At 72.3% G+C, this 14098-nt stretch carries 12 protein-coding genes; 5 read left to right on the top strand and 7 right to left on the bottom strand.

Features of this window, described 5'->3' with window-relative positions:
* The first annotated feature begins 291 nt into the window (after positions 1 to 291).
* Complete coding sequence (locus tag QMK28_RS10985; protein ID WP_326436884.1) at positions 292 to 2004, top strand: PAS domain-containing protein; 1713 nt, start codon at positions 292 to 294, stop codon at positions 2002 to 2004.
* 131 nt (positions 2005 to 2135) lie between these two features.
* Here QMK28_RS10985 and QMK28_RS10980 read toward each other — a convergent pair whose 3' ends face one another.
* The 4 genes from QMK28_RS10980 to QMK28_RS10965 all read right to left on the bottom strand — a co-directional run bounded on the left by QMK28_RS10980 (position 2136) and on the right by QMK28_RS10965 (position 5864).
* Entirely contained in the window at positions 2136 to 3290 is a 1155-nt protein-coding gene (locus QMK28_RS10980; protein WP_443050650.1) for an ABC transporter permease, read from the bottom strand.
* Positions 3291 to 3400: 110 nt separating this feature from the next.
* The gene (locus QMK28_RS10975; protein WP_326436883.1) at positions 3401 to 4285 is read right to left on the bottom strand and encodes an ABC transporter ATP-binding protein; all 885 of its coding nucleotides are present in this window, start codon (positions 4283 to 4285) and stop codon (positions 3401 to 3403) included.
* Positions 4282 to 5343: a peptidoglycan-binding protein gene (locus QMK28_RS10970; protein ID WP_326436882.1), complete on the bottom strand. Its 1062-nt coding sequence runs from the start codon at positions 5341 to 5343 to the stop codon at positions 4282 to 4284. The genes QMK28_RS10975 and QMK28_RS10970 overlap by 4 nt, the downstream gene beginning before the upstream one ends.
* A complete protein-coding gene (locus QMK28_RS10965) occupies positions 5340 to 5864 on the bottom strand; it encodes a hypothetical protein (RefSeq protein WP_326436881.1) in 525 nt (174 codons plus the stop codon). Before QMK28_RS10965 ends, QMK28_RS10970 begins: the two co-directional genes overlap by 4 nt.
* Before the next feature lie 141 nt (positions 5865 to 6005).
* Here QMK28_RS10965 and QMK28_RS10960 point away from each other — a divergent pair, with 141 nt between their 5' ends.
* Both QMK28_RS10960 and QMK28_RS10955 read left to right on the top strand, forming a co-directional pair.
* Positions 6006 to 6707 (top strand): response regulator transcription factor, encoded by a 702-nt coding sequence (locus QMK28_RS10960; protein WP_326436880.1) that lies wholly within the window; start codon positions 6006 to 6008, stop codon positions 6705 to 6707.
* Positions 6704 to 8119: a sensor histidine kinase gene (locus tag QMK28_RS10955; protein WP_326436879.1), complete on the top strand. Its 1416-nt coding sequence runs from the start codon at positions 6704 to 6706 to the stop codon at positions 8117 to 8119. Before QMK28_RS10960 ends, QMK28_RS10955 begins: the two co-directional genes overlap by 4 nt.
* An 82-nt stretch (positions 8120 to 8201) precedes the next feature.
* Here the strand turns inward: QMK28_RS10955 and QMK28_RS10950 are convergent, their stop codons facing one another.
* Positions 8202 to 8957 (bottom strand): SIS domain-containing protein, encoded by a 756-nt coding sequence (locus QMK28_RS10950; protein ID WP_326436878.1) that lies wholly within the window; start codon positions 8955 to 8957, stop codon positions 8202 to 8204.
* A gap of 198 nt (positions 8958 to 9155) precedes the next feature.
* Here QMK28_RS10950 and QMK28_RS10945 point away from each other — a divergent pair, with 198 nt between their 5' ends.
* Together QMK28_RS10945 and QMK28_RS10940 are read left to right on the top strand one after the other, a co-directional pair.
* Positions 9156 to 9848, top strand: coding sequence for a metal-dependent transcriptional regulator (locus QMK28_RS10945; RefSeq protein ID WP_326436877.1), 693 nt, complete (start codon positions 9156 to 9158; stop codon positions 9846 to 9848).
* A gap of 664 nt (positions 9849 to 10512) precedes the next feature.
* Positions 10513 to 11376 carry an alpha/beta fold hydrolase gene (locus QMK28_RS10940; RefSeq protein ID WP_326436876.1) on the top strand — a complete coding sequence of 288 codons (864 nt, stop codon included), beginning with the start codon at positions 10513 to 10515 and terminating at the stop codon, positions 11374 to 11376.
* A 101-nt stretch (positions 11377 to 11477) separates the two neighbouring features.
* On the opposite strand, the gene QMK28_RS10935 is transcribed toward QMK28_RS10940, so the two are convergent.
* Both QMK28_RS10935 and QMK28_RS10930 read right to left on the bottom strand, forming a co-directional pair.
* A complete protein-coding gene (locus QMK28_RS10935; protein ID WP_443050647.1) occupies positions 11478 to 13172 on the bottom strand; it encodes a transporter in 1695 nt (564 codons plus the stop codon).
* Positions 13169 to 13948, bottom strand: a complete 780-nt coding sequence (locus QMK28_RS10930) for an ABC transporter ATP-binding protein (protein ID WP_326436907.1) — start codon at positions 13946 to 13948, stop codon at positions 13169 to 13171. Before QMK28_RS10930 ends, QMK28_RS10935 begins: the two co-directional genes overlap by 4 nt.
* Positions 13949 to 14098 lie beyond the last annotated feature (150 nt).

The raw sequence follows: 14098 nt of genomic DNA, 5'->3' as shown, positions 1-14098 counted from the left end.
TACCTGGATCGCACGCTGGCGCGGCGCTGCGCAAGAGCGCGACGACGGGCCGTCAGCCCGCAGTCACCTCACGCGTCCGGGTTGTAAACATCTGCCGAACCACCTCCCTTCTCGTGTGCTCAATAGCTTAGGAATCGGCCCCGGGCGTCACAAGCGAATTTATGAGCGGCAAAGATTTCGGCGAATGCGGTGTGGGCTGGGTCACGTTCGAGTTCAATGATCCGACGTGGGAAACGTGCGAGAGATGCCTGACATGCCGCAGGTTCAGCCGCGTCCAGCAAGGGGTGTGCTGTGACTCCTTCCCAGCGTTCCGGCGCCACTCATTCCGCTCCATCGGACGGTGACGACTCCGATCTGCTGGCCGCGCTCCTCGACGGCATGGACGCCGCGCTGTGCGCGTTCGACGCCGAGGGGGTCGTCACCCACTGGAATCGCGAGGCCGAGCACATCCTCGGCTGGTCGGCGAAGGAAGCGGTCGGCAGGCCGGGCCTGGCGGGCTGGGCGGTGCGCAGCGCCGACGCCGACGAGGTGCAGGCGCGGCTGCTCGGCGCGATGCACGCCCCCGGCCGCCAGGTGCACGAGTTCGCGCTGCTCACGAAGGACGGCGGCCGGGTACTGGTCCGTACCCAATCGGCGGGCGTACGGGGCGCGGACGGCCGACCGGCGGGCGTGTACTGCGCGTTCAGCGAGGTGCACACGCAGATCGACCTGGAGCGTTCGATCGCGCTCAGCGAGGCTTTGTTCGAGGACGCGTCCTGGGGCGTGGTGCTCGTGGACGCCGATCTGCGTCCCGCGGTGGTCAACGCCTTCGCGGCGCGCGCGCTCGGCGCGGGGCGCACGAAGCTGCTCGGGCGCCCCCTGGGGGAACTGCTCGACCAGGGCGTCGAGGAGCTGGAGAGCGCCCTCCAGCATGTATTGGCGCAGGGCGCGCCACCCGCCCCGATCGAGCTGTGGGTGACGCTGCGGGATGACGGCGGGGGTGGTGAGGCGGGTGGGTCCGGTGGGTCTGGTGGTGTCGGCGGGGTGGGGCGACGGCGTTGTTGGCGCAGCAGTTTCCTGCGGCTCGCCTCTCCGCTCGCCGAGGAGCCGGTGCCGCTGGGGGTGAGCTGGTTCTTCCACGACGTGACCGAGGTCAAGGGGATCGAGCAGCAGGGCTCCCAACTGCGCTTCCGGGGCAATCAGCTGTACCGGGCGGGGCGTTCCGCCGCGGAGTGCGAGGACCCGATGGAAGCGGCCACGGTCTATCTGGACTTCGCGCTGGTGGGCTTCGCCGACCATGCGCTGATCGACTTGGTGTTCGCGGAGTCGGCGGCGGACGTGACGGCGCAGGCGGAAGCCGCACCACCGGCTGCGGATGAGCCGCGCTCCCCGGTGCCGGACGCCGACGCGGCTGCCGGGGCCGCGCTGGGGGATGCGGCGGACAGCGCCGAGGGCCCGCTCCGGCTCGTACGGGCCGCGGCGACGCCGGTCGGCTCGCCGGGCCCGTGCCTGCCGATCGAATCGACCGGCATCCCCCTGCGCTACCCGGACGGGCACCCGGCCCTCCTGGCGGTCGAACGCTGCGGCTCGGTACGGGCGGCGAGCCCGACGACGACGACGGCGAGGGCGGGCAGCGGATCCGGGGCCGGCGCCGGCTCCGCCGACGGGGGCTCTGCGGGCAGCACGGAAACTGACGCCGGCGCGGGCGCGGGGACTGACGCCGGCGCGGGCGCGGGGACTGACGCCGGCGCAGCCGCTGCCGCCGCCCCTCCGGCTGATCCCGGGGGCTGGGCGGCGGCGCGGAAATGGCCGTACGGCACGGTGTACGGGCTGTGCGTGGTGCTGCGCAGCCGGGGCCGGACCTTGGGTGTGGCGACCTTCTTACGCGGCCCGACCCGCCGCGCGTTCGACCGTTCGGACGCGGTGTACGCGGAGGACGTCGCGGTCCGGGTCGCGGCGGCGCTCGACTTGGCGCTGTCCTCAACCTCCGCCGGAGTTCGTCCGGGGGTGCCCCCGACGGGCTGAATTCAGCCTTCCCCCAGTGCTCCCCCAGCCCTCCCCCAGCCTTCGGCCGGGAGGTGCCCCCGGCCGATTGAGGACACCGTCCACCGGCCGGGCGGAGCCCACCGCGAGCCGAGCCCACCGCGCCGAGCCCACTACACCGCCAACAACGCCAACGTCGGCGGCAGCCGCGCAGCCCGTACAGCCGGATACAACCCCGCGACCGTGCCGATCACCAGCGTCGCCCCGAAGCCGCCGGCCACCGCCCAGGGCGGCACCACCCACGGCAGCCCGCCCGCCGTCGCGAAGACCCCCGTGGCGAGGGAGCCGAGGATGACGCCCGCCACCCCGCCCAGGCCGGACAGCAGCAGCGACTCCGTGACGAACTGGATCCGGACCTGGCCGCGGGTCGCGCCGAAGGAGCGGCGGAGGCCGATCTCGTAGCGGCGTTCCAGCACCGAGATGATCATGGTGTTGGCGACCCCGACGCCGCCGACGAGCAGCGCCACGCCGCCCAGCCCGAGCAGCAGGTCAGTGAACGCGCCCTCGGTGGCGGCCTTGGCCTGGAGGGCCGAGGAGGGGTCGGTCACCTCGACGTTCTGCGGGTTCTCCGGGTTGGCCGTCGAGCCGATCACCTTGCGGACGGCGCTCACCGTCGCGTCGCTGGACCGTTCGTAGACGGCGGTGGGGTGGCCGTCGAAGCCGAGCAGCCGTTGGGCTCCGGTCCAGCCGACCAGGGCCGAGCGCTCGATCTCGGGCGCGAGCGGCAGCTTGTCGAGGATTCCCGCGACGGTGAAGTAGCGGTCGCCGAGGTAGATCTGCTGGCCGGGCGCGGTGATGCCTAGGCGCTGCGCGGCGACGTGCCCCAGCACGACCGACGGGTAGCGGCCGGTGGCCCGGTTGAGCCAGCTGCCCCGGTCGACCCGGCCGCGCAGGGTCTTGAGCAGTTCCTCGGTGGTGGCCTTGGCGGTGATGCCGCCGGTCTCGTCCTCGGAGATCTTCTCCGAACGCCGGACCGACTGCTTCAAGTCGGCGGTGGCGCCCACCTGTTCGACGCCCTCGATCCGGCCGATCATGCCGACCGCGTCCTTTGGGAGCTTGACGTCCTCACCGGTGAACATCCCCTCGCCGGGGCTCACCACGAGCATGTTGGTGCCCAGCCGGTCCAACTGCCGCATGAGCTGCGCCTTGCTGGAGGACGAGATCCCCACCACGGCGATCATCGTCGCGATGCCGATCGCGATCCCCAGCGCGGACAGCACGACGCGCATCGGACGGCTGCGCAGCCCGGCCGACCCGACATGCAGCACGTCGCGGACACTCAGCCGGGCCGGGACGAGCCGCGAGTGGGGGCGCGAGCGGGAACGCAGGGAGCGCGTGCGCTTCCCGGATGCGCCCCCCGGCTCCTCCTGAAGCGGATTCATGAGGCATCAGCCCCGGCGGCGCTGCCTGCGGCGGACTCCACGTCAGCCGTTCCGGCGCGCGCGGCCAGCCGCTCGTACGCCTGCCCGTCCAGCCGCCCGTCCAGCCGCCCGTCGGCACGTCCGTCCGCGACGATCCGGCCGTCCCGAATGCGTACCTGCCGGGGCAGTTGGTCGGCTATCTCGGCGTCGTGCGTGATGACCGCGATGGTCGCGCCCTCCCGGTTGAGGTCGTGGAGCAGTTCCATGACGGCCGCGCCCGAGGCGGAGTCCAGCGCTCCGGTCGGCTCGTCGGCGAGCAGCAGGTCCGGCTCGCCGACGACCGCGCGGGCGATGGCGACCCGCTGTTTCTGGCCGCCGGACAGCTCGTGCGGCTGGTGTCTCATCCGGTCCGCGAGACCGACCCGGTCCAGCGCGACGGCGGCGCGCTTACGGCGCTCCGCGCGCGGCAGCCCGGAGTAGAGCAGCCCCTCGGCGACGTTGTCGCGCGCGCTGAGGCCGGGCACGAGGTGGAACGCCTGGAAGACGAAGCCGACGTGCTGGGCCCTGAGCGCGGACAGTTTGCGGTCGGTCAGCGTGGCGACGTCGTGGCCCGCGATGGCGACCGTGCCGACCGTGGGGCGGTCCAGGGTGCCGACGATGTGCAGCAGGGTGGACTTGCCGGAGCCGGACGGGCCGACGATGGCGAGCAGTTCGCGCTGCTCGATCCGGAGATCCACCCCGCGCAGCGCGGCGACGCCGCCCGGGTACTCCTTGGTGACACCCAGCAGTTCGACGACGGCATCAGCCCGGGCAACGTGAGCCTGGGCAGCGTCAGCCCGGGCAACATCAGTGTGGCGGGCTCCCGGGTCGCTCATCTCGCCCAGATCGCTTATATCCGTCATACGGACGGCACCCCGACCTTCATGCCCGCGCGCAGCCCGCTGCCGGTGACCTCGACCCGGCCCTGACCGAAGATGCCCAGCTCGACCTTGACCTCGCGGGCCTTGCCGTGTGCGACGACCTGGAGGCCGAAGCCGCCGCCGGGCAGCGCCAGCAGGGCGTTGACGGGTACGGAGAGCACGTCCTCACGGGTCTCGCCGGTGAGGTTGACGGTGACGGGGGACTGGTCGAAGCCCTTGACCTCGGCCGGGTCGTCGAAGGCGACGGTGATGTTGATCTTCGGCGTCTTGTCCTGCGGATCGCTGCCCGGCTTGGCGGTCTTGCCGACGGCGGAGACTTTGCCCCGCGCGGTGCTGCCGTCCGGCAGCGAGACGGTCACCTTGGTGCCGGTCTTCGCGAGCTTGCCCTCGGCGACGTCGAGGGCGAACTGCACGACGCGCTGCGAGCCGGTGGTGGTCAGCACCGGGTTGCCGGGGGCCACCTGGTCGCCGACGGCCGCGCCGGTCGCCTTGATCCGTACCGGGCCTGAGGAGAAGGCGATCTGGTCCATGCCGGTGCGGCCGGTCTGCGGCAGGTCGTGCGCCTTCTGCCAGCGCTTGACCGCGTCGGCGGTGCCGGAGGTGTACGTCCCGTCGACGGTGAGCCAGCCGCCGTAGCCGAGGTCGCGGAGGTTGGCCTCCAGCTGCTCGACGTCGTCGCCCTTGTCGCCGGTCTTGAGCGTCCGGTACATCGGCGCGGTGCCGTACATCAGCCGTACCGGCTTGCCGTCGACCTCGTACAGCCGGTCGTCGCGGCCGGCCGTGGAGCCGCTGCCGCTGACCCAGGTCAGCATGCCGGCGGCGCCCGCGTTGAGCTTGCGCTCCTTGGCGTAGCCGAGGGTGCCCTCGGCCTGGGTGCTGTCGCTGAGGTCGCCGCGCTGGAGCGGGGCGGTGGCAGGGGGGAGGCCCGAGTCCCGCCGTACCCCCTGCTTGTCCGGGGCCGCGAGCGCGGTGACCGCGACACCGCCGCCCGCCACGGCGAGGATCACCACGGCGGCGATGACGACTCTGCGGCGCTTCACCGGGTGACGCTCTCGCAGGCCTTGTTGGCCTTTTCGAACTTCTTCTGCGCGGCGCCCTTCGGCATCGGCCTGGCCTTGACCGAGCCGCCCCCGCCGCTGAACTCGGGGTCCGGCATGTCGACGCCGTTCTTGCGCATGCACCGCGCGAATTTCAGCGCCTTGTCCTTGTCGGCCTGCGTGATCTTTCCGCCGCCGCCGGGCGCCTTGCTCCGGCAGGCCTTCATGGCCTTCTCCATCTTTTCCTTGCTCATGCCGTCGCCGTTGATGGCGATCCCCCGGTTGTCCTGGCCCGGCTTGGGGTCCGGCACGTCGAGCCCGTTCTCGCGCAGACACTTGCGGTGCTTCAGCGCCTGGTCACTCTGCTTGCCCTTGCCCTTGCCGCTGCTGCTGCCGCCGCCGCCTCCGCCGTCACCGCTGTCGGACCCGCCGGAGGAGCCCGAGCAGGCCGAGGTGAACAGGGCGAGTGCGACGAAGCCGCCGGCTATGGCGGCGCTGCGCGCGTGGGGCTTCAGGGTTTTCATGGACGTTCTCCCATTTGCCGATGCGGTCCGGTTGCCTACGTGGTCCGGTTGCCTACGAGAGCGTGCCGAGGAGCGGCATTTCGTTTCTCTCAACGGAGTCGCTTACATCGGCGAAAGGTCCACTTCGGGTACACAGGGCCCATGCGAGTGCTGGTAGTGGAGGACGAGGAATTCCTCGCCGAGATGATCGCCGAGGGGCTGCGCCGCGATGCGATCGCGGTCGACATCGCCCCGGACGGCGTAGAGGCGCTGCGCAAGCTTCAGCTGGGCGACTACGACGTGCTGGTGCTCGACCGCGATCTGCCGCACATCCACGGGGACGAGGTGTGCCGCCGCGTCGTCGAGCAGCGGCTGCTCACCCGCGTCCTGATGCTCACCGCCGCCGGGACCGTACGGGAGCGGGTCGCGGGCCTGGGGCTGGGCGCGGACGACTACCTGACCAAGCCGTTCGCGTACGACGAACTGCTCGCCCGGGTGCTGGCGCTGGGCCGCCGCGCCCGCCCCGCGTTGCCCCCGGTCATCGAACGGGCGGGCCTCGTGCTGGACACCGCACGGCGGCAGGCGGGCCGGGACGGGCGTTATCTGGCGCTGTCCCGCAAGGAGTTCGCCGTGCTGGAGGTGCTGATGAGGGCCGAGGGCGCGGTCGTGAGCGGCGAGGACCTCATCGAGCAGGTCTGGGCGGAGAACACCAGCTACCGCACCAACGCGGTCCGGGTCGTCCTGAGCAAGCTGCGCGCCAAGCTCGGCGAGCCGGCCGTGGTGGAGACGGTGCCGGGGGCGGGGTACCGGATCGGGGGCGGGACCGGCCGTACGGGGACCGAGCGCATGGGTGACCACGGATGACCAGGACCATGACCGGCTGGCGGCGGCTGCTGCCGCGAGGGGAGCGCGCGCGGCTGACCGCGCTGTACGGCGGGCTGCTCGTGCTGGCCGGGGCGATCCTGATGACGGTGGTCTATGTGCTGGTCAGGCAGGGCCTGTACTCCAACATCAACTCGGCCGTCACCACGGCCGTGCCCGCGCAGCAGTTCGGCTCGTCCCGGCCCACGGAGCCGTACGGCCCCCTCGACCGGCCGCCTTACCTGCTTCCCACCGAGCCCTCGCCGGGGTACTCCACCGGGCGCACGGCCGAGCCGCCCGCCGCGACGCTCCCTCCGCCGTACTCGTCCCCGGGGTACCCGGGCCCGGCGTATTCGTCCCCGGCGTACCCGGACCCGTCATCTGCGTACCCGCCGTCCCCGTACCCGCCGTCCCCGGTGCGGCCGGGCGACCCGTCGGTGTCCCAAGGGATGACGTTCGACGGCGTGGCACTGAAGAGGGTGACCCGGAACGCCAGCGACGCCGCCGAGCACGCCGCGCTGAACAGCCTGCTGACCGTCTCGGGCGTCGCGCTGCTCGTCTTCGCCCTGGTGTCCGTCGCGCTGGCGTGGTGGATGGCCGGGCGGGTGCTGCGGCCCGTCGGGGTGATCACCGCGAGCGCGCGGCGGCTGTCCGGCGAGAACCTCCACGAGCGCATCGGCCTCAAGGCCCCGCCGGGCGAGCTGAAGGAGCTGGCCGACACCTTCGACGCGATGCTGGGCCGGATAGAACAGCTGGTCTCGGCGCAACAGCGCTTCGCGGCCAATGCCGCGCATGAGCTGCGCACGCCGCTCGCGGTACAGCGGGCCGCCGCCGAGATCGGCCTCGCGGGCGAGCCGGACCCTCGGCGGGTCGCCCGGATCAGGGACAAGCTGATCGAGGTCGCCGACGACAGCGAGCACCTCATCGAGGGCCTGCTGCTGTTGTCGGTCAGCGACCAGGGGCTGCAACGGCCGATGCCGACCGCGCTCGACGAGATCGCTGTGACGGTGACGGACGCGCTCGCTCAGGAGGCGGCGGAGCGCGGGCTCACCGTCGAGACCTCGGTGCGCCCGCTGACCGTGCAGGGCGACGCCGTGCTGCTGGACCATCTCGTCCACAACCTGGTCGGCAACGCGATCCGCTACAACCACCCGGGCGGCACCGTATGGGTCGGGGTCGGCCCGTACGGCCTGGAGGTCTCGAACACCGGCCCGGGTGTGCCGCCCGAGGCCGTACCGCACCTCTTCGAGCCGTTCCGACGTGTGCGGGAGCGGCGGCACGCGCCGGGCGAGGGGGCGGGGCTGGGCCTGTCTATCGTCGCCTCGATCGCCCGCGCGCACGGGGCAAGGGCCACGGCTACGGCGAGTCCGGGCGGCGGGCTGACGGTCCGGGTGGCGTTTCGGGGGGCGGGCTGACGCTCCGGGTGGCGTTCCGGGCGGAGGGGTGACGCGCCGGGCGGCGGGCTGACGCGCCGGGCCGATGCCGTCAGGCCACGCGCTAATGCCGGAAGAAGATCCGGTCGCGGTACTCCGTCATCACCCGGCCGTTCCACTCATGGCCCCCATCGACATTGCCGGAACGCAACAGCGGCGGGTCGATGCCGCGCGCGGCGAGCGCGCCGGCAGCCGTCGCCATGACGGCTTGCAGCAGAGCGCTGGTGACGACGGTCGAGGCGGGGGCGAACGGGGCGTCGATGCCCTCCACGGTCAGCTCCGCGTCGCCGACCGGGATCTTGCTGTCCAGCACGAGGTCGCAGTGGTCCTTGAGGTACGTACCGGAGGGGTGCCGCGATTTGGTGCCGTCGGCGTAGGCGACGGAGGTCACGCCGATGACCTTCAGCCCCAGGGCGCGCGCGTTCATCGCCATCTCCACCGGCAGTGAGTTGCGGCCGGACAGCGAGATGATGATCAAGACGTCGCCGGACCGCGCGGGGCTGGTGTCGAGGACGGCCCCGGCCAGCCCGTTCACCCGCTCCAGGGCGCTGCCGAGGGTGGCCGGCATGACGTCCACGCCCACCACCCCGGGGACGGCCAGCAGGTTCATCAGGGCCAGGCCGCCCGCGCGGTAGACGATGTCCTGGGCGGCGAGCGAGGAGTGGCCGGCGCCGAACGCGAAGAGCCGGCCGCCCGCCTCCACGGTCTCGGCGATCATGTCGCCGGCGGTGCCGATGTTCTCGGCTTCCGCGTCGCGGACCTGCCGGAGCAGATCGATGGCGGCGTCGAAGTACTGCCCGGCCAGCTTGCTCTCGCTCATCGCTGCGGGTGCCTTCCGTCAGTGCGTTCCTGGGTGGATGCGGGGTGTCATCGGGGCTGAAAACAGGGGTGGCGCGGATCACGTTGCGGTCTGGACCAGTGGGCTGTCAAGACGGCGGGGAGTCGGCGGGACACGGTTGTCCGTGGGATGCGTCAGAATTGGGTGCGGGGCCACCGCACGACTTATCGAGGGGCACGCATGTCCGGACTGATCGACACCACGGAGATGTATCTCCGCACCATCCTGGAGCTCGAAGAGGAAGGTGTGGTCCCGATGCGCGCCCGGATCGCGGAGCGGCTCGATCAGAGCGGCCCGACGGTCAGCCAGACAGTGGCGCGGATGGAACGCGACGGCCTGGTCGCGGTCGCGGGCGACCGGCACCTGGAGTTCACCGAGGAGGGCCGCCGGCTGGCGACCCGCGTGATGCGCAAGCACCGGCTCGCCGAGTGCCTGCTGGTCGACGTGATCGGCCTGGAGTGGGAGCAGGTGCACGCGGAGGCCTGCCGCTGGGAGCACGTCATGAGCGAGGCGGTGGAGCGCCGCGTGCTGGAACTGCTCCGGCACCCGACCGAGTCGCCGTACGGCAACCCGATCCCCGGGCTGGAGGAGCTGGGCGAGAAGGTCGAGGCGGACCCGTTCCTGAACGAGGGCATGGTCAGCCTGGTCGACCTCGACCCGGGCACCGAAGGCAAGACCGTGGTCGTGCGCCGCATCGGCGAGCCCATCCAGACGGACGCGCAGCTGATGTACACCCTGCGCCGGGCCGGGGTGCAGCCGGGCTCGGTCGTCAGCGTGACGGAATCGGCCGGCGGAATCCTGATCGGCAGCAGCGGCGAGGCCGCCGAGCTGTCGGCGGACGTCGCCTCGCATGTGTTCGTCGCCAAGCGGTAGTGCCGTGACCGGCAGGTTTTCCCCCGGGCCCCGTCCGGGAGGTACCCCCGGGGTTACGCGTCCTTCGGGCGGGAGGCTGTTGCCCCGCCCGCCAGGGAGCATGTGCACGCGTGTGTGAATTTGATGTTCCGGTGGGCGACGGCCGCGCGGCTCCTCGGTGAACCGGGCGGTCCGCGCGAGCTATACGAACAGGCTCATTCCGTATCGGAGTTGGCGGAATACGAGCGCCTGCGCCATCGGCATGCGACCCTGTCGCTGACGCATATGCCCACATGCACAGATGGCCTGCGGCCGAGGCTGGGGTGGTTTCGAGGCCCGGTCCGCGCGCCCTCCAGGTCGGGGGAGGGGACTCTCGTGAGTCCGTGGGGTTGGTTTTTTGTCGGTTTGGCTGCCGACAGCGAGGGCCCCGGCGCTGTTCATCGCCGGGGCCCCGCCTCCCCATGTCCCCCCGTGCCGACCCGGAGCCCCGAGCTCTCAGGGTCGCCACGCGCGGACCTTCTTCCCCGAAAGGTCCGCCTCCCGGTCGATGTCTCCCCTCGGCTGAGCCGGTCAACCCTGGAACGGCGTCACTCGAACGAGGGGTGTTGTGCCCGAGGACGGTGTATTCGAATAGGGGTTCGATAGTGTGGGGCTGTTCGAGGACCGAATGGAGGTGCCAGGACACATGGTGCGACGCATCGACGTGACCGGAGCCGACGGCGTGCGGCTGGTCGCCTGGGAGTTCGCAGATCCGCCCAAGGACGGTCGGGAGGGCGAGCGGGCGCCCGGCATCCTGTTACTGCACGGACTGATGGGCAGGGCCTCGCACTGGTCCGGCACCGCCCGTTGGCTCGGCGCGCGGCACCGTGCCGTCGCGCTCGACCAGCGGGGCCACGGGCGCAGCGACAAACCCGCCGACGGCCCGTTCGACCGGGACGCGTACGTCGCCGACGCCGAGGCCGCCGTCGAGCAGCTCGGCGCGGCCCCCGTCACCCTCATCGGTCACGCCATGGGCGCGCTCACGGCCTGGCAGCTCGCCGCCCGCCGCCCCGACCTCGTACAGGCCCTGATCATCTGCGACATGCGGGCCTCGGCGCTGGGAGCGGCCTCGCAGCGGGAGTGGGCGGACTGGTTCAAGTCCTGGCCGGTGCCCTTCGCCACGCTCGCGGACGTACGGAAGTGGTTCGGTGAGGACGACCCGACCCTGGAGCGCCCCCGGCCCGCCCGAGGCGAGTTCTACGCCGAGGTGATGGCCGAACGCGCGGACGGCTGGCGCCCGGTCTTCTCCCGTCGGCAGATGCTCATGGCCCGCGAGACCTGGGTGCACGACGCGCACTGGGAGGAGCTCGCGCAGGTCAGCTGCCCGACGCTGGTGGTGCGCGGGCTGGACGGCGAGTTGGGGCGCGCGGAGGCGCAGGAGATGGTGCGGGTGCTCCCGCAGGGCGTCTACGCCGAGGTTTCCGACGCGAGTCACCTGGTGCCGTGGGACCAGCCCGACGGCTGGCGCGAGGCGGTCGAACCCTTTCTGGAGGGGGTGCTCCCGGCCTGAGGCGGGGAGTGGGCTGCACGCACCCCCGCACCCCCGCACCCCCGCATGCCCGCCACGATGTGCGGCGGGCATGCGGGGCGCGGGCATGCGGGGCGTACGGCTCAGCCCTTGCTGACCGCCGTCAGGATCTCCGGCAGCCGGGCGGCGGTGCGTGGGGCCGCGAGCCGGAGGCCGAGGTGGGTGATGCCCAGGCCGTACGCGGCGCCCAGCGGAAGCACCAGCCACAGCCAGTCGTGCGCGCCGGCGATGTGCATCCAGATGGTCAGGCCCAGCAGCGGCGTGCACAGCACCGCGCCCGTGAGCATGCCGCCCAGGATGCTGATCCAGGCGAGACCGGCCTGCCCCGGCGCGACGTTCTTGTAGCCGCTGTCCTGCGGGATCGAGTACGGGACGAGTGCGGAGGCGAGCGCGCCCGTCGCGAGCAGCGCGCCGAGCAGGCCGAGGGACAGCCCGAGCGCCTCGGGGAACGCCTTCCACTGGTGCAGCAGCGCCGCCGAGCCGATCATGACCAGCAGCACGTACGGCACCGCGACCAGCGCGAGGGCCAGTACGCGGCCCCGGAGTTCGAGGTAGGCGTCGCGCGGCGAGGAGATCGTCGAGGCGACCATCCAGAACGCCGAGCCGTCCTGCCCGAACTGGTTGTACATCTGTATGCCGAGCAGTCCGGCCGCCCAGCAGCCCGTGTAGACGCTGCCGCCGCCCTGCACCGCGCTGACGATCGGCAGCAGCAGCCCGATGGCCAGCGAGGTCGCATACGCGGCCTTCGCCTTGGGGTCCCGCCAGGCGTAGCGCAGCGTGCGCTCCGACACCGTGCCGGTGCGGCCGGCGGGCAGCAGCCGGGCGAGGCCGCTGGCCCTGCCGTCGCTGCGGAGTGCGGCGCGCGCTTTGTCCGGCTTGCCGGCGGCGGCCAGCGTGGAGGAGTCGGGGGAGGTCATCAGCTTCGTCAGGCTCCGCTGCCACCACCACAGCAGCAGCACGAGCGCCGCCGCCGTCAGGGCGAGTTGGAGCGCGGCGATCCCGTACGAGCCTTCGCTCGCGGCCCGTACGGCGTCGATCGAGGCGGCGGGCGGCACCCAGCGCAGCACGTCGGCGGCGGGTTGCAGCACCGACAGCCCTTCGGGGCCGGACAGTTTCGTCACGGCGATGTTCACGAACTGGGCGCCGACGGCGATGATCAGGCCGCTGAGCAGCGCGAGGTCGCGGCCCTTGCGGCTGGTCAGCAGCCGGATGTTGGCGGTCGCGACGGCGCGCGCCAGCGCCACGCAGACCAGCACGGTCAGCAGCGCGGCGAGCACGCCGACGACCGCCGCGCCCACACCGTGCGCCACGGCGATGACCGAGCCGACGACGAGCGCGAAGGTGAACAGCGGGCCGATGCCGACGAGTGAGGCGACCAGCAGCGAGACGATCAGCGAATCGGCGCGCAGCGGGAGCATCACCAGCCGCGTCGGGTCCAGCGTCTCGTCGCCGCTCGGGAAGAACAGCGGCATCACGGCCCAGCCCAGGGCGAGGATCGCGGCCAGCAGGGTGACCAGCGCGGCGGCGTGTTCGTTGCCGCGCAACGCGATCAGGCCGAGCAGTTGCAGCGCGGCCACCAGCAGCGTCGCGACGACGGACGCGATGTAGGCGGCCTTGCGGCCGGCGGACTGACGCAGGCCGTTGCGCAGCAGCGCCAGTTTCAGCCGGACGAAGACGGCGGTCGAGGCGGCGGGGGTGAGCATGGTCGCGGTCACCGGGGCGGTCACCGGGACGGGGTCCAGGAGCGGGGCGGGGCGGGGGTGCGGCGAGGTGGTCATCGGGCGCCGCCGCCCAGCCAGTCGAGGGTCTGCCCGGCCTCGCGGTCATGCGCGCCGACCAGTTCGAGGAAGGCCTCCTGGAGCGACGAGGCCGAACCCCGTACGTCCGCGAGCGGCCCCTGTGCGCGGATGCGGCCGGCGGCCATCACCGCGACCCAGTCGCACAGGCTCTCCACCAACTCCATCACATGGCTGGAGAAGACGACCGTCGCACCGGAGCCGGTGTACCGCTCCAGCACCCCGCGGATGGTCTGCGCCGACACCGGGTCCACGCCCTCGAACGGCTCGTCCAGGAACAGCACTTCCGGGTTGTGCAGCAGCGCCGCCGCCAGCCCGATCTTCTTGCGCATGCCGGTCGAGTAGTCGACCACCAGCTTGTGCTGAGCGCCGCTCAGGTCCAGTACGTCGAGGAGTTGGGTGGCGCGCTGGTCGACGACGTCGCCCGGCAGGCCGCGCAGCCGTCCGGTGTACGCGAGGAGTTCCCGGCCCGACAGCCGCTCGAAGAGCCGCAGCCCCTCCGGCAGCACGCCGATCCGCGACTTGACCGCGACCGGGTCCCGCCAGACGTCGTGCCCGCCGATCACGACCTGCCCGGAGTCGGGCCGCAGCAGGCCGGTCACCATGGAGAGCGTGGTGGTCTTCCCGGCGCCGTTCGGACCGACGATGCCGATGAACTGCCCGGCGGGCAGCTCCAGATCGATCCCGGCGACGGCGACCTGCTCGCCGAACCGCTTCCAGAGGCCGCGTACGGATACGGCGGGGGTGGGGGTGGGCAGGGCTTCGGCTTCGGTCGCTTCGGGGGCGCCGCCGCTGCTGCTGCTCGTGGTGCCCGTGGTGCCCGTGCTGCCCGTGCTGCCGGTATCCGCGACGGCGTCGCCTATCGCCCCGCCCGCCGCCCCGCTGGTCGCCTCGCCCGTCGCGTCGGT

This window comes from Streptomyces sp. H27-D2, assembly GCF_035828615.1.
Lineage (GTDB): Bacteria > Actinomycetota > Actinomycetes > Streptomycetales > Streptomycetaceae > Streptomyces.
Note: the sequence above shows the minus strand (reverse complement) of the source record. Positions and strands in the feature narration are given on the sequence as shown.

Excerpts from the sequence above, each read along its gene's own strand:
- QMK28_RS10975 (WP_326436883.1), bottom strand. The coding sequence starts at position 4,285 with ATGACGGATATAAGCGATCTGGGCGAGATGAGCGACCCGGGAGCCCGC.
- QMK28_RS10965 (WP_326436881.1), bottom strand. The coding sequence starts at position 5,864 with ATGAAAACCCTGAAGCCCCACGCGCGCAGCGCCGCCATAGCCGGCGGC.
- QMK28_RS10960 (WP_326436880.1), top strand. The coding sequence starts at position 6,006 with ATGCGAGTGCTGGTAGTGGAGGACGAGGAATTCCTCGCCGAGATGATC.
- QMK28_RS10955 (WP_326436879.1), top strand. The coding sequence starts at position 6,704 with ATGACCAGGACCATGACCGGCTGGCGGCGGCTGCTGCCGCGAGGGGAG.
- QMK28_RS10950 (WP_326436878.1), bottom strand. The coding sequence starts at position 8,957 with ATGAGCGAGAGCAAGCTGGCCGGGCAGTACTTCGACGCCGCCATCGAT.
- QMK28_RS10945 (WP_326436877.1), top strand. The coding sequence starts at position 9,156 with ATGTCCGGACTGATCGACACCACGGAGATGTATCTCCGCACCATCCTG.
- QMK28_RS10940 (WP_326436876.1), top strand. The coding sequence starts at position 10,513 with ATGGTGCGACGCATCGACGTGACCGGAGCCGACGGCGTGCGGCTGGTC.
- QMK28_RS10935 (WP_443050647.1), bottom strand. The coding sequence starts at position 13,172 with ATGACCACCTCGCCGCACCCCCGCCCCGCCCCGCTCCTGGACCCCGTC.